At 62.9% G+C, this 23109-nt stretch carries 21 protein-coding genes; 8 read left to right on the forward strand and 13 right to left on the reverse strand.

Translation table 11 applies throughout. From position 1 onward, the window contains the following. The first annotated feature begins 47 nt into the window (after positions 1-47). On the forward strand, positions 48-1058 hold the full coding sequence (bmt, locus tag ABMA59_RS04055) for a betaine--homocysteine S-methyltransferase (RefSeq protein WP_349004029.1): 1011 nt from the start codon (positions 48-50) through the stop codon (positions 1056-1058). Positions 1059-1062: 4 nt separating this feature from the next. Here the strand turns inward: bmt and ABMA59_RS04060 are convergent, their stop codons facing one another. From ABMA59_RS04060 to ABMA59_RS04075, 4 genes are all read right to left on the reverse strand, one after another. Then, positions 1063-1518 (reverse strand): hypothetical protein, encoded by a 456-nt coding sequence (locus tag ABMA59_RS04060; RefSeq protein ID WP_349004030.1) that lies wholly within the window; start codon positions 1516-1518, stop codon positions 1063-1065. Between the two features lie 63 nt (positions 1519-1581). Further along, on the reverse strand, positions 1582-2178 hold the full coding sequence (locus ABMA59_RS04065) for a PadR family transcriptional regulator (protein ID WP_349004031.1): 597 nt from the start codon (positions 2176-2178) through the stop codon (positions 1582-1584). Positions 2179-2371: 193 nt separating this feature from the next. Further along, positions 2372-4435 (reverse strand): vWA domain-containing protein, encoded by a 2064-nt coding sequence (locus ABMA59_RS04070; protein WP_349004032.1) that lies wholly within the window; start codon positions 4433-4435, stop codon positions 2372-2374. Positions 4436-4437: 2 nt separating this feature from the next. Next, positions 4438-5004: an RNA polymerase sigma factor gene (locus ABMA59_RS04075; protein WP_349004033.1), complete on the reverse strand. Its 567-nt coding sequence runs from the start codon at positions 5002-5004 to the stop codon at positions 4438-4440. Positions 5005-5143: 139 nt separating this feature from the next. Here ABMA59_RS04075 and ABMA59_RS04080 point away from each other — a divergent pair, with 139 nt between their 5' ends. After that, a complete protein-coding gene (locus ABMA59_RS04080; protein ID WP_349004034.1) occupies positions 5144-5524 on the forward strand; it encodes a COG4315 family predicted lipoprotein in 381 nt (126 codons plus the stop codon). Positions 5525-5574: 50 nt separating this feature from the next. Here the strand turns inward: ABMA59_RS04080 and ABMA59_RS04085 are convergent, their stop codons facing one another. Then, on the reverse strand, positions 5575-6012 hold the full coding sequence (locus tag ABMA59_RS04085; protein ID WP_349004035.1) for a DUF1810 domain-containing protein: 438 nt from the start codon (positions 6010-6012) through the stop codon (positions 5575-5577). Between the two features lie 18 nt (positions 6013-6030). Beyond that, entirely contained in the window at positions 6031-6762 is a 732-nt protein-coding gene (locus ABMA59_RS04090) for a dienelactone hydrolase family protein (RefSeq protein WP_349004036.1), read from the reverse strand. Between the two features lie 151 nt (positions 6763-6913). On the opposite strand from ABMA59_RS04090, the gene ABMA59_RS04095 reads away from it, so the two are divergent. Beyond that, positions 6914-7894 carry an SDR family oxidoreductase gene (locus ABMA59_RS04095; protein ID WP_349004037.1) on the forward strand — a complete coding sequence of 327 codons (981 nt, stop codon included), beginning with the start codon at positions 6914-6916 and terminating at the stop codon, positions 7892-7894. A 60-nt stretch (positions 7895-7954) separates the two neighbouring features. Here ABMA59_RS04095 and ABMA59_RS04100 read toward each other — a convergent pair whose 3' ends face one another. Further along, the gene (locus ABMA59_RS04100) at positions 7955-9370 is read right to left on the reverse strand and encodes an APC family permease (RefSeq protein ID WP_349004038.1); all 1416 of its coding nucleotides are present in this window, start codon (positions 9368-9370) and stop codon (positions 7955-7957) included. 108 nt (positions 9371-9478) lie between these two features. Further along, on the reverse strand, positions 9479-10210 hold the full coding sequence (locus ABMA59_RS04105; RefSeq protein ID WP_349004039.1) for a hypothetical protein: 732 nt from the start codon (positions 10208-10210) through the stop codon (positions 9479-9481). 157 nt (positions 10211-10367) lie between these two features. Here ABMA59_RS04105 and ABMA59_RS04110 point away from each other — a divergent pair, with 157 nt between their 5' ends. Then, positions 10368-11687: a calcium-binding protein gene (locus tag ABMA59_RS04110; protein WP_349004040.1), complete on the forward strand. Its 1320-nt coding sequence runs from the start codon at positions 10368-10370 to the stop codon at positions 11685-11687. 225 nt (positions 11688-11912) lie between these two features. Beyond that, positions 11913-13832 (forward strand): M10 family metallopeptidase, encoded by a 1920-nt coding sequence (locus tag ABMA59_RS04115; protein WP_349004041.1) that lies wholly within the window; start codon positions 11913-11915, stop codon positions 13830-13832. A 169-nt stretch (positions 13833-14001) separates the two neighbouring features. Here the strand turns inward: ABMA59_RS04115 and ABMA59_RS04120 are convergent, their stop codons facing one another. Together ABMA59_RS04120 and ABMA59_RS04125 are read right to left on the reverse strand one after the other, a co-directional pair. Further along, positions 14002-15576, reverse strand: a complete 1575-nt coding sequence (locus tag ABMA59_RS04120; RefSeq protein ID WP_349004042.1) for a trimethylamine methyltransferase family protein — start codon at positions 15574-15576, stop codon at positions 14002-14004. 634 nt (positions 15577-16210) lie between these two features. Beyond that, on the reverse strand, positions 16211-16429 hold the full coding sequence (locus ABMA59_RS04125; RefSeq protein ID WP_349004043.1) for a hypothetical protein: 219 nt from the start codon (positions 16427-16429) through the stop codon (positions 16211-16213). A gap of 135 nt (positions 16430-16564) precedes the next feature. Here ABMA59_RS04125 and ABMA59_RS04130 point away from each other — a divergent pair, with 135 nt between their 5' ends. Beyond that, entirely contained in the window at positions 16565-17956 is a 1392-nt protein-coding gene (locus ABMA59_RS04130) for a peptidoglycan-binding protein (protein ID WP_349004044.1), read from the forward strand. 74 nt (positions 17957-18030) lie between these two features. Here ABMA59_RS04130 and ABMA59_RS04135 read toward each other — a convergent pair whose 3' ends face one another. From ABMA59_RS04135 to ABMA59_RS04145, 3 genes are all read right to left on the reverse strand, one after another. Continuing rightward, positions 18031-18405 (reverse strand): OmpA family protein, encoded by a 375-nt coding sequence (locus tag ABMA59_RS04135; RefSeq protein WP_349004045.1) that lies wholly within the window; start codon positions 18403-18405, stop codon positions 18031-18033. A 60-nt stretch (positions 18406-18465) separates the two neighbouring features. Further along, on the reverse strand, positions 18466-19371 hold the full coding sequence (locus ABMA59_RS04140; RefSeq protein ID WP_349004046.1) for a trypsin-like serine peptidase: 906 nt from the start codon (positions 19369-19371) through the stop codon (positions 18466-18468). 322 nt (positions 19372-19693) lie between these two features. Then, a complete protein-coding gene (locus ABMA59_RS04145; protein WP_349004047.1) occupies positions 19694-21268 on the reverse strand; it encodes a serine hydrolase domain-containing protein in 1575 nt (524 codons plus the stop codon). 298 nt (positions 21269-21566) lie between these two features. Here ABMA59_RS04145 and ABMA59_RS04150 point away from each other — a divergent pair, with 298 nt between their 5' ends. Together ABMA59_RS04150 and ABMA59_RS04155 are read left to right on the forward strand one after the other, a co-directional pair. Then, entirely contained in the window at positions 21567-21989 is a 423-nt protein-coding gene (locus tag ABMA59_RS04150) for a YciI family protein (protein ID WP_349004048.1), read from the forward strand. Between the two features lie 207 nt (positions 21990-22196). After that, the gene (locus ABMA59_RS04155) at positions 22197-22895 is read left to right on the forward strand and encodes a corrinoid protein (RefSeq protein ID WP_349004049.1); all 699 of its coding nucleotides are present in this window, start codon (positions 22197-22199) and stop codon (positions 22893-22895) included. The last annotated feature ends 214 nt before the right edge of the window (positions 22896-23109 follow it).

The raw sequence follows: 23109 nt of genomic DNA on the forward strand, positions 1-23109 counted from the left end.
CTTCTTTATATCTTTATCCCGTCGATTTCAGCACAAAGTATCGTTCCATGACCAACTCCATAGACGCCCTTATCGCCGAAAAGGGCATCCTGCTGGCCGACGGCGCGACCGGGACGAACCTGTTTAACATGGGTCTTGCCTCCGGCGAAGCGCCGGAACTGTGGAACGAGGACGCACCGGAAAAAATCGCCGCGCTGCACCGGAATTTCGTCGAGGCCGGCGCCGACATCATCCTCACCAATTCCTTCGGCGGCACGCGCCACCGGCTGAAGCTGCATGATGCGCAGGATCGTGTCCACGAATTGAACAGGAAGGCAGCCGAGATCGCCCGTTCAGTCGCCGACGCCGCCAACCGCAAGGTGATCGTCGCGGGTTCCGTCGGCCCGACCGGCGAGCTTCTGCAGCCGCTCGGCGCGATGACTTATGACGAGGCCGTCGCGGCGTTCAAGGAGCAGATCGAGGGCCTGAAGGCCGGCGGCGCCGAGATCGCCTGGATCGAGACCATGTCGGCTCCCGACGAGGCGAAGGCCGCGGCGGAAGCCGCGATCGCCGTCGGCCTGCCCTACACCTACACCTTCTCCTTCGACACCGCCGGCCGCTCGATGATGGGCCTGGCGCCGAAACATATCCACGGCGTCGCAGATGGGTTGGTCGAGCCGGCTGTCGCCTGCGGCGCCAATTGCGGCGTCGGCGCCTCCGACATCCTTGCCTCGCTGCTCGACATGACCGAGGCGAAGCCGGACGCAACGATCATCGTCAAGGGCAATTGCGGCATCCCCGAATTCCGCGGCACCGACATCCATTATTCCGGCACGCCGGAACTGATGTCCGACTATGTGCGGCTGGCGGTCGACGCCGGCGCAAAAATCATCGGCGGCTGCTGCGGCACTTCGTTCGAGCATCTGGCCGCCATGCGCAAATCGCTGGACGCGCATCAGCGCCAAGCCCGCCCGACCGTTGCGACGATCGTCGAGCGCATTGGCCCGCTGCGCAACAAGACCGCAGACCAGAGCGGCGCGGCCGAGGGCGGCGAAACCCGCCGGCGGCGGCGGGGCTGATCCGCTAGTCCGGGTCGGCCTGTCGTTCGGACTGTTCGGCCAGCACGCGAAAATAGTGCTCTTCGCGTGCTTCCAACCATTGATAGGCCTGGGGCCAGCTACCGGGATCGGTCACCGGCAAGGGGTGGTTGCTGAGATAGCAGCAGCCCTCATAGCCGCGCAGGCTGGCGCCGAGCGCCTCGCCGAGCGCGGGTTCAAAGGCCGACAACCGATTCAGCGTCGTCGCCCAGCGCTCGCCGCGCTGGCCTCTGACGAACAGGCCGACGCTGCGGTTGGTCAGGTAGAGCGAGATCACCAGATCGTCGGCGACATGGCGCCAGCGTGAATAGAGGCTGCCGTATTTGACCGGACAGTTTTCGCGGCGGGCGATGTAGGCGTTCCAGAACATTTTGATCTCGGCCGCTGAGATCGAGCGCAGACCCCGCGCGAAATCCCACTCGTCGAGGTCGCCTTTCGCCATGGTTTTCTGCCCCTGCCGTCTCCGCCGCGCGGCCCGTTTGCCGCGCGGTGCGGCCGGGGTCTATCACAGATCCTCGATGTCGCGGCGGGCCTTTTTGAGGATGTCGCGGGCTTTCCGAGCCTGTTCGGGCGAGAATTCGCCGCGCCGCATCCGCACGAACACCGCCTTGGCGACCCCCCTCACCTCGTCGCCCAACGAGATCTCGCCGCGATCGGCCGAAACTTCGTCGATCTGCGCGTTGATGCGCGCCAGTTCCTCGGCGTTTTCTTCAAGATAGGCTTTTCCTTGCTCGGTGATCGAGTAGAGGCGCTTGTTGCCGTTCGCCTGCGAGACGACGAGGTCGGCCTCCTCCAGCATCTGCAGCATCGGATATATAGCGCCGGGGCTGGGACTGTACGCACCCTGGAACTTCGCCTCCAGCGCCTTGATGATGTCGTAGCCGTGGCGCGGTTCTTCCGCGATCAGCCCGAGTACGACGAGCCGCAGCGCGCCGGGATCGAACATGCGCGGCCCACGGCCGCCGAACGGCCCGCCGCGGTGCCGGCCGAAAGGCCCGCCCATGCCGCCGCCGCGACGACCACCGAACCGCCCGCCGCCCTCGCCAGCCGTCATAGACCAGCCGCCGCAATGATCATGCGACCTGCGAAAATGATGAAACATTGTGGATTCTCCTTTGTCAGTTATATCTCTCATGAGACATATCTATGCAAAGATATATCTTTTGACAAGGGTGAATTTTGAGAAGCTTTCCGCCAGACGAAAAAGGCCGGCGGAGAAGCCCATCTCCGCCGGCCTGCCTCACCCACCCTGGAAGGTTCTTACCGGACACAACAGGTCCGAAGGACTGGGCCGTTTACCGTTTGCCCGCGTCCAGCGCCGCCGCCAGTCGCACCAGCGACAGGAACTCGGCGCGATAACCGAACGGATCGGCACCGCGCGCGGCGGTGGCGACCTCCGTGATCTTGTCGTAGCCGAAACCCGCCACCTGGTCGGCGTTCCGCAATTTTTGGCCGAAGGCCGCGACCGCCACCGAAAACCGCTGGTCGGTCGAGGCTGCGTCGAAGGACGAAACCACATTGGCGTCCGTCACCGGTGTGGTGATCAATTTCGAGACGTCGCCGTCCGGCGCCTTGTAGCGGATTTTTACGAAGGCATATTCGCCAGCGTTCGCCACGCCGCCATTGTCGATGGCCGCCTGGCCGTAGCGCAGATCGTCCATCACCGTCGCCGGGCTGCCCTTCGGCGTGATCTCGTAGATCGCCGTCACCGAATGGCCGGAGCCGATCTCGCCGGCGTCGACGCGGTCGTTGTTGAAGTCCTCGCGCTTCAGCGCCCGGGTCTCGTAGCCGATCAGCCGGTACTCGGCGACTTTTTCCGGATTGAACTCGACCTGGATCTTTACGTCCTTGGCGATCGGGAAGATCGTCGAGGAGGCGTCCTGCACCAGCACTTTCTCAGCTTCGGCCAGCGTGTCGATATAGGCAGCTGTGCCGTTGCCGTTCTGGGCGATGGTCTGCATCATCTGGTCGTTGAGATTACCGCGTCCGAAGCCGAACACCGACAGGAACACGCCGGATTTCCGCTCCTCCTCGACGACGCGCTTCAGATCCGCGTCGTCACTCTGGCCGACGTTGAAATCGCCGTCGGTCGCCAGCATAACGCGGTTGACGCCGTCCTTGACGAAGGATTTTTCCGCCAGCTGGTAGGCCTCGCGGATCCCCGCCTCGCCCGCCGTCGAGCCACCCGGCGTCAAATTATCGATGGCGTGCAGAATCTTGTCGCGCTCCGAAACCTTCGTCGGCTCCAATACCGTACCGGCCTCGCCGGCATAGGTGACGATCGACACCGTGTCGTCGGGACCGAGCGTGTTGACCAACAGCCGGAAGGCGGCCTGCAGCAGCGGCAGTTTGTCGGGCTCGTTCATCGAGCCGGATACGTCGAACAGGAAGACGAGGTTGGCCTTCGGCTTCTCCGCCGGCTTCACGTCATATCCCTTGATGGCCACATGCATTAGCTTGGTGCCGGCATTCCACGGCGTCGGCATGACGGTGACGGTCGAATTGAACGGCGTCGACGCAGCGTCCGGCCCCTTCCAGTCGTAGGGGAAATAATTGACCATCTCCTCGACCCGCACGCTGTCGGCATCGGGCAAAAAGCCCTCCTTCAGCGAACGGCGCACGAAGGAATACGACGCCGTGTCGACGTCGATGGAGAAGGTCGAAACGGGGCTTTCCAGCGCCGAACGCACCGGATTGGTGTCGAAATCCTGCACGCGGTCGCGGTTTTCCTCCTGCATGACCGGCACGTCGGAAGGCACCACGCTCGGCGCAGGCTGCGCCATCAGTTTTGAATTGGCGACGGCTGCGTCTCGCGCGACACGGCCGGCCGCCATCGGTTTGGGCGCCGCGACGCCGCGCGCTCCGCCGTCCGTACGGCTCTCCGCCGCTACCACCGCTTCGCTCGCCGGTTCCGGCGCGGCCGGCGGCTGCGCCGGCTGAGCCGTCAGGTCGGCCAAAACGTCGCGCTCGGACTCGTCCTGGTCGCCCTTCTTCCTGTCGGCGACCGCCACTTCCTGCTTCTGCTCACGCGGCACGTCGGCCGCCTCCTGGCCGGTGCCGAATACGAACGGCGATTCCGGTTTGTCGAGGAGATAAAAGGTCGTGTAGCCGGCAATCGGCAGCGCCACGAGGGTCGCCAGGGCCGGCGTCGCATACAGTTTCTTAAACATCATCCCACTCCAAAGCTTGATTGCTCTGTCGGTGAGACGAAGCGGTTTTACAGTTCCTTGGGTGGCTTGAGAATTTTTTTCCGCCTCGAAGGCGGCCATGGCGGCATGCATGGCGCGCGCCTTTGCCTCGCCCGAGGGTTTTGACGCGGGAATGTCGCGCAGCGCGAAAAGTTCGTTGTCGTCGACCATGGTCAAACTTCCCCGGCTGAACGCATCAGCAGCTTCAGCCGTTTCTTCGCTTCATGGATGTGCCACGAAACCGTCGTCTCCGAGATTGCCATCACATCCGCCGCCGCCGCATGGCTGAGGCCTTCGCCATAGACCAGCAGCACTGCATCGCGCTGCTTGTCCGGCAGTTGCCTCACGGCGGCCCATAGCGCTTCAACCTGGCTTTCTGGTTCCGGCTCCTGCAGCGGCCCGCCGCCGATCAACGCCTGTACGCCGTAGGCCTCGGTCCTGGCGGTTTCGCGCGCGGTCTTGCGCGAGAAGTCGCGGGCCGCGTTGAGGGTCAGCGTGTAGAGCCAGGCGGTGAAGGCGCCGGCGCCGCGATAGGTTCTGATGGCGGATCCCAGCCGCACGCAGACTTCCTGGGCGACGTCATCGGCGTCGGCCTTGCGGCCGCACCAGCGATACGCGACGCGATAAACAAAATCATAGTGCCTCTCGACCAGCCGGCCGAAAGCCTGTCCGTCGCCTTCGCGCGCCCGGCCGATCAGGTCGGCGTCGGAAGCTTCGATCTCGTCCACCGCAAGCGCCATCATTTGCCGATGAGACGAAGCCTATCGGCCATTCCTTGGGGTGTTGGAAGAATTTTTTGCGGGAAGACCGCGCCTGGCCGGGTCGTTGACCTCTCAGGCCCGCCGCATCCCCGCGCGGGCGCATCAGGGAGAGATCATCATGAAGACTGTGCTCATCGGAGTGTCGGCGCTGCTGATCGCCACCGCCGCGGCCTATGCGGCCGATCCGGCAAAGGTCATGGACAGCTCGGCCGGGAAAATCTGGACCGACCAGAACGGCATGACGCTTTACACCTACGACAAGGACGCGGCCGGCAAGTCGAACTGCTACGACAAATGCGCCACCAACTGGCCGCCGCTGAAGGCGGCCGCCGACGCCAAGGCCATGGGCGAATGGACCGTGGTCGAGCGCAAGGACGGCACGAAGATGTGGGCTTACGACGGCCACCCCCTCTATACCTTCATCATGGACAAGAAAGTCGGCGACGTCACCGGCGAAGGCAAGGCCGACAATACCTGGCACATCGCCAAGGCGGATTGAGCCTCCAATCCCGCACTGCCGGGATAGCCACCGGCAGTGCGGCCCGCGCGTCAGCCCGGCTGCAAATCTCCCAAAATCCGTAGCGTCTCAGCATCGGCCTCGCCGTCGAAATATTTGTCGAGCGCGCGCAAAAACACCTCCTCCCCGCTCGCTTCGGAAAACAGCGTCAGGCAGGAGCGCAGCTTCATGTCGTCGGGGCTGCCGAACATGGCATGCGCCGAGCGGCCCTCCTGCTCCAGCAATATCTCGACGCATTCCCGCAGCCGCTCGCCGAGCAACGGATGCGCCAGATAGGTTTTCGCCTCGGCAAGCGAGCCGATCGCATATCTCTGCGACATCGCACTCATGCCCAGCCCCGCCAACTGCGGAAACACGAACCACATCCAGTGGCTGGCCTTGCGGCCCTGGTGCAATTCCGCAAGCACCCGGTCGATCAGCGGCGCCTGCGCGTCGATAAAGCGGGAAAGGTCGAAAGGATCGTCGGACATCGCAGCCCTGCGGAAAGATCAGACCTTATCCGATAGGGCTTCGGCAAAGAAGGTGGTCAACCGCTCCCAATGGCGCTCCGCTCCGCGCTCGTCATAGGCGCCGTGGTCGGAGACCGCCCAGCCATGGCTCATGCCGACATAATTCTCGATGATGTGGTCAATTTCCGCCTCGCGCAACGCCTGCGCCAGCCTTGCCGACTGCTCCGGCGGAAAACTGCGGTCGACCCCGGCGACGCCGACATAGACCCGGCCCTTGATATTGCCCACCTGGCGGTGCGGACTGTCGGGCGCGTCGGAGGCCAGATTACCACCGTGGAAACTGGCGGCAGCCGCGATGCGATCGGGATAGGTGGCCGCGGCGTTCAAGGCACGTCCGCCGCCCATGCAATAGCCGACAGTCCCGACGGGTCCCGTGGCGCCAGCCGCATCCAGCGCGGTCAGGAAAGCGGCCGTGTCGCGCTGCGTCATCTCCTGCGTCGTGCCGGTGATAAGGCCCATTAGCTTCGTGCGCGTATCATCGTTGTCGAAGGCGGTCTTGGCGTCGAAAGGCCCGTAGGGTGCGTTGCGGTAGAACAGGTCAGGCACAAGCACGGTATAGCCCTCCTCCGCCAACCCTTCGCCGATCTCATCCATGGCCGGGCGCACGCCGAAAGCGTCCATGTAGACGATGACGCCGGCCGTGCCGCCTTCGAAAAGGTGCGCCTTCGCCACGCCGTCCTCTGTTTTGATCTCGATCTCGCGCTTGCTCATATTGGCCCCGATGCTGCTGGTTGCGCCGGGAGAGTAGTGTCCTGTGCTGCCATCTCAAGGGCCTCACCATGAATTGCCGATGAAACGGCGCAAGGTTTGCTCAACCTTTCGGCGCCTCGGGCGTTGGGCGTCATCAACGAGGAACGCCACCATGCAGACGGAGCACCCGGCGCACGCCGCCAACGAAGCCCAGAAACAACGCCGGATCCAGAAAGGCGTCGACACCAAGGATGCCGCCAAGCAGAAAAAACCAGCCAATGGCAGCGCCATGCAGGCAGGTGCGCGAAAATATCCGGAGCCGCCCTTCCCAAAACAGCACCATCCGAAGCCCGGCGAGGAATGGAAGATCGAGCCGGCGCCTCTTTACGACGCGCCGTTCTACGTCGGCTCGCGGAAACTGGAGGGCAAAGTGGCGCTGATCACCGGCGGCGATTCCGGCATCGGCCGGGCCGTCGCCGTTCTGTTCGCGCGCGAAGGCGCGGACATCGCCATTTCCTACCTGTCGGAGGACAAGGACGCGCAGGAAACGCGGAAGGCGGTCGAAAAGGAAGGCCGCAAATGCATCCTGCTGCCCGGCGACGTGACCGGGCGGGACTATTGCCGCAAGGCGGTCGCCGAAACGGTCGAGAAATTCGGCCGTATCGACGTTCTGGTTAACAATGCCGCCTTCCAGATCCATTCGACCGATTTCGAGGACCTGACCGAAGAGCATTTCGACACGACGCTGAAAACCAATCTATACGGCTATTTCCACATGGCGCAGGAGGCCGTGCCGCACATGAAGCCCGGCTCGGCGATCGTCAACACCGGCTCAGTGACCGGCATCGACGGCAGCAAGGAGCTGGTCGACTATTCGATGACCAAGGGCGGCATCCATGCTTTTACGCGGGCGCTGTCGGGCAACCTGATCGGCAAGGGCATTCGCGTCAACGCGGTAGCGCCTGGCCCCGTGTGGACGCCGCTCAACCCATCCGAGAAGGAAGCCGAGGACGTGTCGAAATTCGGCGAGAAGACGCCAATGAAACGGCCGGCGCAGCCTGAAGAGATTGCCCCAGCCTATGTCTTCCTGGCCTCTCCGCACTGCTCGAGCTACATCACCGGCGAGGTGCTGCCGATCATTGGGGGCTACTGATCGAGCCGGTCCAGACGTGACGGCTGGCCGCAAACCGGTCAGCCGTCGCAGCCTCGCGGCTCAGTTCACCGTGCTGCCGGTGCCGAGTTCCTCGATGTCGGGCGCTTTCGGCGTCACACCAATGCGCTTGTTGATCACCACGGTCACCGCCCACAGCACCACGCCGATCGCCAGCAACACGCCGGCGATCGTGTATTGCTCGGGATTGCGGCCGGTCCACGGGCCGGTCAGGAAACCGCAGGCGATAGCGCCGATGACCGGCAGGATGGTCGGCGCGCGAAAATGCTTGTGGCCCACCGTGTCCTTGCGCAGCACCAGCACCGCGACATTGACCACCGTGAACACGCACAGAAGCAGCAGCGCCGTGGTGCCGCCGAGCTGCGGCACGCTGCCGACGAAGGTGATCAGCCCGAAGGCGAGCAGCGTGGTGAAGGCAATCGCGATGTAGGGCGTGTGCCTTGTCGGATGGACCGTGCCGAGCACCGGCGGCAACACGTGCTCGCGGCTCATGCCGTAGACCAGCCGGCTTGCCATCAGCATGTTGATCAGCGCGCTGTTGGCGACCGCGAACATGGTGATGAAGGCGAAGATGCCGATCGGAAGATTCGGCGCGCCGGCCGATACGACCTTCAGCAGCGGCGCCTCGCCCTCTCCCAGTTGCGCCGGCTCCACCAGCGTGACCGCGGAGATCGACACCAGCACATAGATCAGCCCGGTGATGAGCAGTCCCGCCAGCAGGATTTTTGGGAAAATCCGCACCGGATCCTTGGTTTCCTCGGCCATGTTGACCGAATCCTCGAAGCCGACCATGGCGAAGAAGGCGAGCGTGGTGGCGGCGATGACCGGCCAGAACGCGCTGACGCCTTCCGGCGTGTGGAATTCGGTGATGCGCGCCACGTCGCCCTGCCCCATGCCGATCGCCCACATGCCGATGACGATGACGATCAGCAGGCCGGTGAGCTCAACGCAGGTCAGCACGACATTTGCCTTCACGCTCTCGCCGACGCCGCGGAAATTCACCACCGCCACAACAGCCATGAAGGCCAGCCCGAGCAGGATGATGCCGGTGCCGCCTTCCAGCCCCAAAGCGAACGCGCTTGAGAAATTCACCGCGAAGGCGCGCGACGCCGTGGAGGCCGAGGTAATGCCCGAGCACATCACCGCGAAGGCGACAATGAAGGTGATGAAGTGGATGCCGAACGCCTTGTGCGTATAGAGCGCCGCGCCCGCCGCGCGCGGATATTTCGTCACCAGTTCGAGGTAGCTGAAGGCGGTGATCAGCGCCACGACGAAGGCCACCAGGAAAGGCAGCCAGACCACCCCGCCCACCTGCTTGGCCACCTGTCCGGTCAGCGCGTAGATGCCGGTGCCCAGAATGTCGCCGACGATAAACAGCAGGAGCAGCCACGGTCCCATGACACGGTGCAGGCTGGGTTCCACGGTCGCTGGTTGATGGGAAGCGGTGACGTCGGTCATGTAAAAGTGCCTCCATGCGCGATCTGCCTCGCGCGATGCGCCGGCCTCTCCCGCGGCCGGCCTTGACCACCCCCTTGCGCGCAATGGTTGCGCATCCGGCTACAAATATCAACGACCGGCGAAAGCCTGCATGTGGAAAGCCTGTACCCTTGCCGGGTAACGATAGGCCGTGCCGTAGGGGCAGGCGTTGCGGTCGAGGCAGCCGCCCTCCATGCAATCCTGTCCTGCCGCCCCGCGGACGAAACGCAGGCAGCCCTCATGGTCGAAGCCGGCATCCGAATGCGCCCCGACCGGGCAGGCTTTCATGCAAGGCTTTCCAAGACATCCTTCACAAAGGTGGATCGGTTTCTCAGCCTGTGGGAAATCCAATGCGACATCGAACAGCAACGCGCCGCGATAGGCGTGCCACAACCCGTATTCGGGATGCATCAATATGCCCAGCGGCGACGGCTTCAGCCCCTCCGCCCGCATCGCCCATTGCTGGAACGGCAGATAAGGCCGGTCGGACGGCGACACCGCCCTCGCCCCGAATCGTTCCGCAACCGCGCCGATCGTCTGGCGCGCCCATGTATCGAGCGGATTGGCAAGGCCAGCCGGCTGTCGCTCCCGCCACGCGAGAAAGTGCGGCCAGGCGCCGGCACCCGCCTGCCCCACCAGCAGTACAGCCTTCGCTGGCGCGCCGTTCGGTCCGGGCGGAGCGTCTTCATCCGGCAGGAAATCGAAGCCGCCGCGCGCAATAAGGCCGCAGGTGGACAGCGCGACGGCTATGTCGGCATCGGCCTCGACGACAGTTCCGGCGGGAATGGTGTTTGTGCCCGTTTTGGCCTTCGCTGGCTCCATGCCGGCACCCTATGCCGACAAACGCCGCCGCGCCAATGCTTCGTGGATACTTTCGCCATCGCCGGCGGCACAATTCCGATCTGCGCAATCGTGCTATGCTTTCCAGGATTTGCATTCGTTTCCGACGTTCATTTCGACAGATCGAAGGAGCAGTCTCATGGCATGGCAATTTCCGCAATCGCAGACAGTTACCGGCGCCAACGCCGTCATCCTCGACGAGGATGGCGAGAGCGTGTTTGTGGCGCGCGAAGTCTACCTCGCCGTGGAAGGTCCAGGATACAACACCATCCGCGGCACGCTCAGCAACCACCAGGTCGTCATCGCCGGAACGGTTGCCAACGCCAGCAACGACACCATCTCGATCGGAACCAGTTCCGCAATCGAACACAGCTCCGTCATCACGGTCGAGGAGACCGGACAGGTCCGCAATTTCGAGGCGGGTGCGATCCGCATCAACGGCTATGATATGGGATTGGTGAACCACGGCCTGATCGAGAGCGCCGGGTTTGCCATCGTCATGAACGGCCAGGCCGCCACCGGCGCGTCCTCCATCGTCAACACCGGGATCATCGACGCCGAAAAGGTAGCCATCTCCCACGGAGGCAGCGGCACGACCACCGAGACCCTGACCGTCTTCAACACCGGCACGATCAAAGGCGGCGGGGAGTCCTACGACTCGCTGACCATCTGGGTGGCCAAGGATGAGATCACCAACAACGGCACGATGATCGGCGATGCGTATCTCGGCGGCGGCGACGATCTTTACGATGGCCGCCTCGGCACCATCGACGGCGACGTCTTCGGCGACGTCGGCAAGGACCGGCTCTATGCAGGCGCCGGCAACGACCGGCTTTTCGGCCAGGACGGCAACGACACGCTGATGGGCGGCGCCGGCGCCGACTATCTCAGCGGCGGCAGCGGCAGCGACCGGGTATCCTACGCCTCGTCAGGCAAGGCGGTGATCGTCAGCCTTGCCAATCCCGCGATCAACAGCGGCGACGCCAAGGGCGACACTTTCGTGTCGATCGAGCACCTGAGCGGCTCGAACTACGATGACGCGCTCAACGGCAACGGCGGCAACAATGCCATCAACGGCGGCGCCGGCAACGACACCATCAAGGGTTATGCCGGCAATGACACGCTGACCGGCTACAGCGGCGCCGACACGTTTGTCTTCAACACCGCGCTGAATGCCTCGACCAATGCCGACGCCATCACCGATTTCAGTTTCGCCGCCGACACGATCCAACTCGACGACGCAATCTTCACGGCATTGTCGGCGGGCGTGCTCGCCGCCGGCGCCTTCCGCTCCAACACGACGGGGCTGGCGCAGGATGCCGACGACCGCATCATCTACGAGAACGATACCGGCGAACTCTACTACGACGCCAATGGCAACGCCTCGGGCGACGGCATCCTGTTCGCAAAACTCGGCATCGGTCTCGGGCTCACCAATGCGGATTTCGTGGTGATCTGAACCGGATACCGCAAGGTACTTGTGGAGCGCGGCTCCGGCGAGATCGCAAAAACCGTATGCATTGGCTGCGAAGCTTCCCGTGATGGCGAAGATTCCGGCAAGCTGGCCGAGCATTTGTTCAACCTGCGATGCGCCCGGCAAATATCGCTGATTGTATTCGGATAGACAACCGGCCATCCCACACGTAATTGTCGCGCGGGGCATCACTTCCGCGCGAGGAAATTCATGACCACAACCAATGTGACGACGGCCGAGGCGCATGCGGGTCTTGTCGACCCAAGCAACGCAAAGTGGGCTGGGAACATCACCTATTCCATCCCGGGACCGGGAGCCACGTGGTTGGCGGGTTATGGCACGGGCGAGCCGATCGACGCGCAATACGGCACGCTGGACAGCACCCAGGCGGCCAATTTCGGCGCCGTGATGGCGATCTGGGATTCCTACATCGCGCCATCCATCAGCGAGGTCGACGACGCCACGCCCGGCAACATCAGGGTGGCGTTCACCGACGTGACCGCCCGGCAAGGCCCGAACATCAGCGCCTCAGCCTATGGCCCGCCGATCGGTCCCGAGGTTCCGGTGCATGGCGACGTGTGGATCGACGAGACGCTCAAGGGCGCGACCTTCGCGCGCGGCACGTCGCAATTTCAGACGCTGCTGCACGAAGCCGGCCATTCGCTCGGCCTCAAGCATCCGTTCGAGTCGCCCACGCTGCCGGCCGGCTATGACAGCAAGACCTATACGGTGATGAGCTATACGACCCAGGATTATTTCTACCAATGGTCCTCGGGCGGCGGGAGCATTTTCCTGAACTATGCACCCACGGTCGACTTCACCCCGATGGTGCTCGACATCGCCGCCATCCAATCCCTCTACGGCGCCGACAAAACGACCGCCGCAGGCAACACCGTCTATACCTTCACCGACACCAGCCTCGACGGCAGGCAGGCGATCTACGACGCCGGCGGAACCGACACGATCGATCTTTCGGCCCTGAGCCGCGGCTCGAAGGTCGATCTGCGGCCAGGAGCCTATTCCGACATCGCCTATTACAGCACGGCCGACCAGATCGACGACCTTATCGCCCAGCATGGATCCCAGTTCGCGAGCTTCATCACGAATGCGATGAACAATCCCAGCACACCGGCCTATGAGTGGGAAAACAATCTCGGCCTGTCCTTCACGACGGTCATCGAAAACGTCACCGGCAGCAAATTCGCCGATGAGCTGACCGGCAACGCCGCAGCCAATGTGCTCAGCAGCGGCGGGGGCGCTGCGGACACTATGCAGGGCCTCGGCGGCAACGACACCTACAGGGTCTATAATTCGGGCGACATCATCGTCGAAGCCTCGACGCAGGGCACGGCCGACCGCGTCATGGCGGCGGTGGATTATGTATTGGGTGCAAAGGCCTGCATCGAATTGTTGACCACAAACGGCACCACCGGCACTTCATCGATCGACCTGACAGGCAACACGCTGAAGCAGACGATCATCGGCAATGCGGGGGCCAACATTCTCAACGACGGCGGCAAGGGCGCCGCCGACACCATGCAAGGGCTCGGCGGCAACGATACCTACCGGATCTATAATTCTGGCGACATCATCATCGAAAGCGCCTCCCAAGGCACGGCCGACCGGGTGGTTTCCGCGGTCGACTACCGGCTCGGCGCCGGCGTCGGCATCGAGATCATGACTACCAACGGTTCGACCGGCACATCCAACATCGACCTCGCCGGCAATGCTTTCGCCCAGAAGATCACCGGCAATGCCGGCGACAACCGGCTCGAGGGGCGGGAGGGCAACGACACATTGAGCGGGCTCGGCGGCAACGACACTTTTGTCTTCAACACAAAACTCGGCGCCTCGAACGTCGACACCATTACCGACTTCAACGTCGCCGACGACCGGCTCCTGCTGTCGGACGCGATCTTCACCGCGGTGAACACCGGTGTTCTGCTCTCCGGCTACTTCCGGAACAACACCACCGGGCTGGCGCAGGATGCCAACGACCGCATCATCTACGAGCGCGACACCGGCGAACTCTACTACGACGCCAACGGCACCGGCTCGGGCGGCGGCATCCTGTTCGCAAAGATCGGCATCGGGCTTGCGCTTACCTATGCGGATTTCGTCGTGGTCTGATCCGGCCCAATTTCGAGACAGGCGCGGCAATTTCCCCAAATCGAGTTGCGCCAATCGGCGCGACCCGATTCGGAAATCACGCTCTGTCGGGCGGCGTGTTGAAGGCGCTGCGCCAGACTTCCTTGTGAATGATGTCGGCCACTTTAGCCCGGCCTGAATCGGGCTCCCTTCACGTGAAGGCGTCGGGCATCGAATTTTTCTTCTGGGCAATGAAGGCGGTCAGCGCCTCGTCGATGACCGGATCGAGATGCGGCGCCTCGTAGTTTTCCAGCCAGCGGCGGCAAAGTTCGTTGGCCCGCTGCGCGGCGCTCTTTTCGCCCTCGGCCAGCCACTGTTCGTAGGAATTGTTGTCGGCGATCGAGGAGCGGTAGAACGCCGTCTGGAAATTGGCCTGGGTGTGGTCGCAGCCGAGATAGTGGCTGCCCGGGCCGACCTGGCGGATTGCGTCCATCGCCTGGCCGTTCTCCGACAGATCGACACCCTCGGCCATCTTCTGCGCCATGCCGAGCTGGTCGACGTCCATCATGAATTTCTCATAGCCCGACGACAGGCCGCCCTCCAGCCAACCGGCGGCGTGCAGCACGAAGTTGGTGCCGGCAAGCAGCGTCGAGTTCAACGTGTTGGCGCTCTCATAGGCCGCCTGCGCATCGGCGATCTTGGAGGCGCAGAGCGAGCCGCCGGTGCGGAACGGAAGGCCCAGCCGGCGGGCGAGCTGCGCCGCGCCATACGATACCAGCGACGGCTCCGGCGTGCCGAAGGTCGGCGCGCCCGACTGCATCGAGATCGACGAGGCGAAGGTTCCGAACAGCACCGGCGCGCCGGGCCGGATCAACTGCGTCAGCGAGGCGCCGGCCAGCACTTCCGCCAGCACCTGGGTCAGCGTGCCGGCCACCGTCACCGGGCTCATCGCGCCGGCCAGGATGAAGGGCGTGACGATGCAGGCCTGGTTGTGCCGCGCGTAAACCTTCAGCGCCCCCAGCATCGTCTCGTCGAACACCATCGGCGAGTTGGCGTTGATGAGCGAGGTCAGCACCGTGTTGTTCTCGACGAAATCGTCGCCGAACACGATTTTCGCCATCGCCACCGTGTCCTCGGCGCGCTCCGGCGCGGTCACCGAGCCCATGAACGGCTTGTCCGAATATTTGATGTGCGAATAGACCATGTCGAGGTGGCGCTTGTTCACCGGCACGTCGACCGGCTCGCACACGGTGCCGCCCGAATGGTGGATCGACGGCGCCATGTAGGCGAGCTTCACGAAGTTGCGGAAATCCTCGATGGTGGCGTAGCGTCTGACACCGTCAAGGTCGCGCACGAAGGGCGGGCCGTAGACCGGCGCGAACACCGTGCCCTTGCCGCCGATCTCGACATTGCGCTCAGGGTTGCGCGCATGCTGCGTATAGGTCTTCGGCGCGGTCTTCAGCAGCGCGCGCGGCAGGCCGCGCGGAAAATGCACGCGCTCACCCTTCACATCGGCGCCGGCCTGCCTGAACAGCTCAAGCGCCTCGGCGTCGTCTCGGAAATCGATGCCGATTTCCTCAAGCACCGTGTCGGCGTTGCGCTCGATCAGCGCCAGGCCTTCCTCGTCCAGCACCTCATAGAGCGGGATTTTCCGCTTGATATAGCTAAGCTGCGTGCCCGGCCCGCCGCCGGTCCGCGCCGCACGGCGAGCGGCTGCTCCGCCGCCACGATCGCCTCGCCCCCGCCTGCCGCCGGTTTCCTGCTCGGCCGTCAGGTTCTCGCTCATGGTCGTTTCCTCAAAAATTCCGCCACGGCCGCGTCGTGCGCAGCCTCTTGCCCAAATCGTAGCCAAGCCCAATGCCCGAAACGGCCCGGCAGCGCCAAGCCCTGTCGCAATGAAGACACGGGGCGGAACGGGAACGGCGGCCGGCAGGAAATCGCCTCGTGCGCAGCAGCAAAAGAGTTTTCCATTCGGGCCGGGGCGTTCCAGCTTCGCTTCTGCTTGTCCCAGCTCGACCAAGAGCAATGTCCGTGGCCGCTGGCACGGCGGCCAGAATTTTTAATAAAAGATTCTCTGCACTACTCGCGCGACGATCTGGCAGAGGAGGTCAAGGCCTTCTTTGTTTTCCGCTCAAGCTGCGATCCGGGCTCGCGTCAGAAACGGATAGATTTAACGCAACGCCCGCGATTCTGACGGCGCATGACGAATGTCTATCAGCCGAGATAACCATACTTCATCCATTTAATTGACGGTCCGATCTGGCAGCCATACAGTATGCCAAAGAGGGCTAACCAATATGGCAAGTATCGACGAGTCAGGGCTTGTCGGCAAAATTCGCGACAGGCCGATCAACTCCAAGTTGAGGCGCGTGCTTTTGGCGGCCGCCGATGACGCGGACGTTGACGTCATTCGGGTGATCTCAGGCGGCCAGCCCGGATCGACCGGCCGCCGGACCGGTTCGCACCGTCATGACGGCGGCAATGCCGCTGACATCGAACTCGTGAAGGACGGGCGGACGCTGGATTTCACGCAATCGCGCGATCGTGCAGTCTTTCGGAAGTTCGTCGCATCGGCCGCTGCCCATGGCGCCATCGGCATCGGAGCAGGCGTGGGTTACATGGGACCGAAGCGAATCCATGTCGGCTTCGGCAACGGGGCAGGCGATACCCGGAAGGTGGTCTGGGGCCCGGGAAACGCCAGCGCAAATGCGCCGGACTGGCTCAGTGAATCCGCCCAGCGCGGTTGGACGAACCCGGACGACTTTGATGCCGGCATGCACGACGAAAATGACGACGAAGAAGACGACTCGATGGAAGACCCGTCCGGAGGAGACGACATGGCCGACGATGACTTGGTTCAGCGCTTCCGTCCGCTGCTCGATTTCATTGCCCTGCACGAAGTCGGAACGACAGGAAGCAAGGGCTACAATACTTCCCTGAACTTCGGCAGGCACCTGCCCAACGGCAGGGAGCAGAATCTGGTCAGCAAAACGCTCGACGAGATCGACAAGCTTCAGACCTTCATGCGCAGATCGTCCGAGTCATCCGCCATCGGCCGCTATCAGATCGTCCAGAAAACCTTGCAGTCATTGCGCAGAAAACTTGGATTGTCAGGCAGGCACCTCTACTCGCAGGCGCTTCAGGACCGTCTGGGCGCGGTTCTGATCAAGGGGCGCGGCCGCAGCGTCGCCGGTCTGGGAAAGGAATGGACCAGCCTGCAAAACGTTAGCCCCACAATACTCCTCGCAAAATATGATGCGCGTGATCCCGAAGAGCTGGATCCAGATGTCGACGACATCCACGACGGCGGGGCCCAGCCCAAATCCCTGGCGCAACTGCTCCAAATACTCCTCAAGCGATTGCAGCAGAAGGGCACTATTGAAACCCCGGATGAAGGCGACTGGCCAGTGTTGAAAATGGGCGTCAACAACGAAGAGGCAGTCAAGCGGCTGCAAGCGCTCCTCAACGAACTGCGCTACTATACCGGAGGAACCGATGGAAAGTTCGGCTCGCTCACGCGCGGAGCGGTAGCCCTGTTTCAGATCGACAACGGCTTGCCGGTCACCGGCGCCGCCGACGCCGCGACCTGGGCAGCCTTGACGAACGGCTCGAGCCGGCCCTTGTCGGAGGGCCGCGTTGCGATGACCGCCGACGATCTGAGGCAGCTCAACTCCGAGACCATCAAGAACGCCGATTGGGTAAACTACTCCGGTGGGCTTGCCGCCTTGCTCGGCGGGCTTGGCGTTGTCAGGGGCGGCACATGCACGCTCGATCCGACGATTTCCTCCACGCTTTGCGCCGCGGCGCCGCAAGGCACGAATGCTTCGGCGGCGGCATCGGCGGTTCAAAACGTTGAATTGTGGCAGAACCTTCTCAGGTCATCCACCGATCCCAACATCGCGCCGGTCAGCCAGGCGTTGGAAACGATCCGACAGTTTCTGCAGAATGCCGCGCCTAGCGTGCTGCAAGGTGTGGAGCAGACCACCGGTTCCGACCTCATGCAGCTTTTGACCTCGAGTCTGGTTGGATTGCTTCCCGGCGGCTGGGCTGGCTCGCTGCTGGCGCTTGGATTGGGCTTCGGCATAAGGACTTTCGGCCGCAACATCATCAACCGCCGTGTCGCCGATCAGCGCGATGGCAGGCATATCGGTCCCAAGACTCGCTGAGGCGTACCGTCGAAAGCCAGAGCCTGGGGTCCGAGCAACGGTCGATCGGATTGAACGTTGCTCCAATCGATGGATCAGGGAACGACCCTGGCAATCGTCTTCGGCGTTTTCGATCCCTTCGGCTGCACGGTCACCTGATTGAAACGCACGCGTTCGGCTTCAGGAAGTTCTTTCGTCAGGAAGTCCTTCACCGTGTTGGCGCGCGCCAGATCCTCTCTGTTCTTTGCGTCCCGGCCCATATAGCCTTCTATGACGATGGAACAGTTGTTGCGGCGCATGTAAGCCGCCAATGGTACTAACATTTTCTTGTAGTCGCGCGTGAGACCCGACGGGTCTTCCAGTGGGATGTCCTTCAGCCAGGGCTTCCATTCTCTGACCGTATTGCAGGGAGCCGGCTTCTGGGCAAGCAGCGTACTCAGGATCAGGATCACGATGGCGTTCTGGTCCATTCCAACCTCCCGCAAGCCTCTGGCGCGGCGCTGCCGTCCTGCCCTGTCGCCCGGGCCGTCCTATCCATTCGTCCCCGCGTTGCTTTCCGCGGGCGCCTCCGGAGCGGCGTCGGGGACAGCCACAGGGGTGGCGGCCGGGGCAGCAGTCGATGCAGTCCGGATCCAATCGATCAGATTGTCGTAGAATTCACGGTGCAGCCGCAAAGCCTCGCCGCTGTTGGCGTTCGAATCCACCATTCCGCAGACGTAGCGCTGGGCGCGGCCGTTTCGCATCATGTATAGCCACAGGGGGCTGCCCGCTGCCAAGGCACGGGATCCCCTTGCACGCCGAAGAAACCGCTCATCCGTGTTGGAGACCTGAAAGCCTTCGTACCATTGCAATGCATCGTCGATATCCGACGGATAACCGGATACGTTCAGCCACTCTTCCTTTGGCCTTGAGCCCGGCAACCAGGCGAGGCCGAAATGGCCGATGCCGGTCAGGCCCGGGCCGGGAAGCACGACGGCCCCGTAATCGCACTCCGGAATTGAGCTGTTCACCCAACCCTTCACCATCTTGAACTCGCTCGACCTGATCATCCACGACCCGGCCGGAGCGTCGGTATTGGCGGGTTCGACAAGGACCTCGCGGGAGGCGCCGCGCGACGGGTCGAACAGACAACGCCCGCTCGTCACCACGACGCGCGGCGCCGCAAGCCAACCCGTATAGCTGGCCCGGCTGCCGTTTTCATAGAGCGTGGACAGTCTCACGATCCAGGCCCAGGGCGAGACGGCCTGCAGCGCGCTGGCAATGAAGCTGCCGACGCTGTCGAACACGTCCTCGTCCATGATCAAACCGGGGATGTCTTCCAGCATCCCGAAAGCTTCGCCGGCGGAGTCGTCCGAATACTCAGGCTTCTCGACCTGGATCTGTTCTGTACCGTCCCAGGTCTCATGGTCCTTTGATTTCCGAACCATGACCGACACGACCTCGTGGTCGCTGCTAGATGCACCGTTCGCGCCTGTACTCGGCATGTTACACTCACCATCCGCCTGACAAGACGGTAAAAACTCTGCCTCTTGGTATAATAACACGGGTATCGCACAGATGTGAAGCTGTGACAACCGAATCCCGGAATTCGCAGGTCAAAGAAAATCGCAATGGATCACTGAAATTATACAGTTACATATTTAATATTCGCCTCGAGCCGCGCGAAGGGATTCGTTGCGAAAACCGAAACCCCGGTTTGACCTTTGATGCCGCGGCACACACGCTTCAAGCGTACATCCGAGCCATTATTTTGAGGCCTTAGTGCCTTGTGAAAGGATATTTCTGCCCATTGTCTCCCGAAATGAACGAAAACCCGCCAATCGCGCCGCTCTGGTCGACCTCGAATTGGGCGATGCCGATCGGCGTCGGCCCGATGTTTTCGGCAATGCCCTGGAAACGGCCCTCTGGCACGAGCGTAACGTCAAACGCCTGTCCACCCCGATCGGCGAGTTTCAGTTTCGCGCCGGTGGCTAGGATCTCGACGGAAAGTCCCGGGCCGTCCTCGCTGACCTTGGCGTGGCCAAGGCTGTCATTGGCATAGTCGCCGGCGAGCGGCGCCAGCACCGTCGCCGGCTGACGCACCGCGGGCGGAGCGCTTGCCTTCTCGACCTCTGCGAACGCAGCCTTGGCCGCCTTCAGCCTTTCCGCGACATGGTCGACCTCGGGATTGCCCAGCAGCCGGTCCAGTATCCACTCACCCATCGCGTCGGGCAGGCCGACATTGGTCTCGTTGGTGAGCACGATCACGCCGACGTCCTTGTCGGGCGCCATGCCGATGAAGGCGCCATAGGCTGTCGTGCCGCCATTGTGCCAGACGATCCGCCCGTTGGGCGTGCTTTGGATCACCCAGCCCATCGCGTAGGTCAGCGTTTCGTTCATGCCGGTGCGCGGTGTCTTGGTGACGGCGAGGTTTTTCGCCGAGACGATCTCCCTGCCCTCGAACTTGCCGTTGGCGAGGTGCAGCCGCACCCAGGGGCCGAGATCCTCGACGGTGGAATTGATCGACCCGGCCGCACCGAATCCGTAGGGGAAGATCGGTGTGAACGGCACCTCGACCGTACCTTGCGGCGTCCAGCGATAGCCCTCCGTGTGATTCGGCGCCGCCTGGATCGCGTCGGCGGTGAAGGAAGAATCCTTCATGCCGAGCGGCCCGAAAATCTCGTTGCGCACCACCGTGTCCCAATCGGTCGCGCCGAATTGCCGGGCGACGATGCGCTGCGCCAGCATGTGCGTGACGTTGGTATAGGCGAAGGCTGAGCGGAAACTCGACACCGGCTCGACGAACCGCATGGCGCGCACCATGCCCGCCTGGTCGACGCCCAGCATGCCCATCACGTCATTGGCCGAAGGCGGCATGCTGGAATGCTGCGCCAGCAGATCGGAGACGCGGAATTCGCGCGTCACCCAGGGATCCTTCATCTCGAAATCGTCATCGAGATCGACGATGCGGGCGTCCCAATCCAGTTTGCCCCGGTCGGAGGCGATGGCCATGGTCGTGGCGAGGAATGCCTTCGTCGTCGAGCCGATCTGGAACACGGTCTTGGTGTCGACCGGCTCGCCACCTTTCCTGCGCACGCCATAGCCTTTCAGGAAATAGAGCCTGTCGCTGGTGACGATGCCGACGGCGGCGCCGGGATTGTCAAAATCCTTCATGCCCTTGGCGACATAGGCGTCCAGCGCCGGCCCGAGATTGCGGATGCGAATCTCCATGTCCTGATCAGCGCGGGCAAGCTGTGCCGGCAATGCCCAAAGGATCAGGGCCGCGAGAAATGGCAGCGCATGGCGCCGGGCAGAGACGAATCGTGCCGCATCAAAAAATCCGCCGAAATTCATGGATTGCCCTCTCCCTGCCTCAAATCATCGTGCCGCATGGCGGCCGAATGCCCTGCACACGCAAATCCTTCTGGCCGCAGCCTGAGGTTGACAAGCGTACGCCAAGCCATACGTCGGGCAATGTCTTTCTATGGTTATCGAAAAGTAAGACGCAGCCAACCTTCGTTGGGAACCAGTTTGCCGGCCCGGCCTCGCACGATCTGCGGGAAAAATATCCCGGAGCGTCGGTTCTTGGCCCCTAGGTTCGTCTTATCGTCGGCGAGGCTGATCCGGCCTCGGCTCAACAAAGGAGAGAACAATGCGCGTAGTGGTTCTGGTAAAAGCGACGGCCGACAGCGAAGCGGGCAACATGCCGTCGACGGACTTGCTCGAAGCCATGGGCAAATACAATGAGGAATTGGTCAACGCCGGCATCATGCTGGCGGGCGAAGGCTTGCACCCTTCGTCCAAGGGCAAGCGGATCGCCTTCGACGGGCCGAACCGCACCGTCATCGAAGGCCCGTTCGGGCAGACGACGGAACTCGTCGCCGGTTTCTGGATCTGGCAGGTCAAGGACATGCCCGAGGCGGTCGCCTGGGCAAAACGTTGCCCCAACCCAATGCCGGGTCCGAGCGAACTGGAAATCCGGCAGGTGTTCGAGGCCGCCGATTTCGGGGAAGCGTTCACGCCCGAACTCGCCGCGCAGGAAGACCGCTTGCGCGACAAGATCGCCGAGCGCTGAGCGGCGGCCGTACCTTTGCCGCGTCCGGTCGAAGCGGCTGGAGTTCTCGCGATTTGTCGACCTGTATTCTAGGTGCGATCTCCAGTCGCTTTCGTTTTGCACCGCGTCGCAAATCAGCTAAGGATTTGCGACCCTTGCAGGCTAGTAATCGGCATCGCAGCCGAAATGGCGTCATGTGGCATGCGATCATGGAGCCCGAGGAAAAAGATGGCCGACGACGAGATCATCCTGTCCGAGCTTTCCGACGAAGAACTCGTGCAGCAGATGCACGACGACCTCTATGACGGCCTCAAGGAGGAGATCGAGGAGGGAACCAACATCCTGCTCGAGCGCGGCTGGGCACCCTACGCCGTACTCACCGAGGCGCTGGTCGAGGGCATGCGCATCGTCGGCGAGGATTTTCGCGACGGCATCCTGTTCGTCCCCGAGGTGCTGCTGTCGGCCAACGCCATGAAGGCCGGCATGGCGATCCTGCGCCCGCTGCTTGCCGCCACCGGCGCCCCGAAGCAGGGCAAGCTGGTCATCGGCACGGTCAAGGGCGACATTCACGACATCGGCAAAAACCTCGTCGGCATGATGATGGAAGGCGCCGGCTTCGACGTCATCGACCTCGGCATCAACAACCCGGTGGAAAAATATCTGGCGGCGATCGAGGAGCACCAGCCCGACATTCTCGGCATGTCCGCCCTGCTCACTACGACGATGCCCTACATGAAGGTCGTCATCGACACGCTGAAGGAAAAAGGTATCCGCGACGACTACGTCGTGCTGGTCGGCGGCGCGCCGCTCAACGAGGAATTCGGCAAGGCGGTCGGTGCCGACGCCTATTGCCGCGACGCCGCCGTGGCGGTCGAAACAGCGAAAGACTTCATGAAGCGCAAGCACAACGTCCGCGCCTCGGCCTGACGGCCGACGGAAGTAATTTTTCAGAATCCAACATTTGTTGAACTTAAGGCGCCGGTTCGGCGCCTTTTTTCATTGCACTCGACAGATCGGTTGGGCACCTGCCCCGAAACACTCGGCCGGGTTCTGCGCGGGTTGAGACGGCGCCAAGCGGCCGCATCCTGACAATTCGCTCCGGCCAAACGATGGCTGGGCGTCGTCGCCTCGCTCGCCGAGC

The sequence above is a fragment of the Mesorhizobium yinganensis genome, assembly GCF_040081985.1.
In the GTDB taxonomy this organism is placed as follows: Bacteria; Pseudomonadota; Alphaproteobacteria; order Rhizobiales; family Rhizobiaceae; genus Kumtagia; species Kumtagia yinganensis.

Coding starts and splice junctions, on each gene's coding strand:
- ABMA59_RS04070 (WP_349004032.1), bottom strand. CDS start 4,435: ATGGTCGACGACAACGAACTTTTCGCGCTGCGCGACATTCCCGCGTCA.
- bmt (WP_349004029.1), top strand. CDS start 48: ATGACCAACTCCATAGACGCCCTTATCGCCGAAAAGGGCATCCTGCTG.
- ABMA59_RS04125 (WP_349004043.1), bottom strand. CDS start 16,429: ATGGATTCGCTTCGGTCCCATGTAACCCACGCCTGCTCCGATGCCGAT.
- ABMA59_RS04080 (WP_349004034.1), top strand. CDS start 5,144: ATGAAGACTGTGCTCATCGGAGTGTCGGCGCTGCTGATCGCCACCGCC.
- ABMA59_RS04120 (WP_349004042.1), bottom strand. CDS start 15,576: ATGAGCGAGAACCTGACGGCCGAGCAGGAAACCGGCGGCAGGCGGGGG.
- ABMA59_RS04150 (WP_349004048.1), top strand. CDS start 21,567: ATGCGCGTAGTGGTTCTGGTAAAAGCGACGGCCGACAGCGAAGCGGGC.
- ABMA59_RS04155 (WP_349004049.1), top strand. CDS start 22,197: ATGGCCGACGACGAGATCATCCTGTCCGAGCTTTCCGACGAAGAACTC.
- ABMA59_RS04105 (WP_349004039.1), bottom strand. CDS start 10,210: ATGGAGCCAGCGAAGGCCAAAACGGGCACAAACACCATTCCCGCCGGA.
- ABMA59_RS04110 (WP_349004040.1), top strand. CDS start 10,368: ATGGCATGGCAATTTCCGCAATCGCAGACAGTTACCGGCGCCAACGCC.
- ABMA59_RS04085 (WP_349004035.1), bottom strand. CDS start 6,012: ATGTCCGACGATCCTTTCGACCTTTCCCGCTTTATCGACGCGCAGGCG.
- ABMA59_RS04145 (WP_349004047.1), bottom strand. CDS start 21,268: ATGAATTTCGGCGGATTTTTTGATGCGGCACGATTCGTCTCTGCCCGG.
- ABMA59_RS04090 (WP_349004036.1), bottom strand. CDS start 6,762: ATGAGCAAGCGCGAGATCGAGATCAAAACAGAGGACGGCGTGGCGAAG.
- ABMA59_RS04065 (WP_349004031.1), bottom strand. CDS start 2,178: ATGTTTCATCATTTTCGCAGGTCGCATGATCATTGCGGCGGCTGGTCT.
- ABMA59_RS04130 (WP_349004044.1), top strand. CDS start 16,565: ATGCACGACGAAAATGACGACGAAGAAGACGACTCGATGGAAGACCCG.
- ABMA59_RS04060 (WP_349004030.1), bottom strand. CDS start 1,518: ATGGCGAAAGGCGACCTCGACGAGTGGGATTTCGCGCGGGGTCTGCGC.
- ABMA59_RS04115 (WP_349004041.1), top strand. CDS start 11,913: ATGACCACAACCAATGTGACGACGGCCGAGGCGCATGCGGGTCTTGTC.
- ABMA59_RS04135 (WP_349004045.1), bottom strand. CDS start 18,405: ATGGACCAGAACGCCATCGTGATCCTGATCCTGAGTACGCTGCTTGCC.
- ABMA59_RS04075 (WP_349004033.1), bottom strand. CDS start 5,004: ATGGCGCTTGCGGTGGACGAGATCGAAGCTTCCGACGCCGACCTGATC.
- ABMA59_RS04100 (WP_349004038.1), bottom strand. CDS start 9,370: ATGACCGACGTCACCGCTTCCCATCAACCAGCGACCGTGGAACCCAGC.
- ABMA59_RS04095 (WP_349004037.1), top strand. CDS start 6,914: ATGCAGACGGAGCACCCGGCGCACGCCGCCAACGAAGCCCAGAAACAA.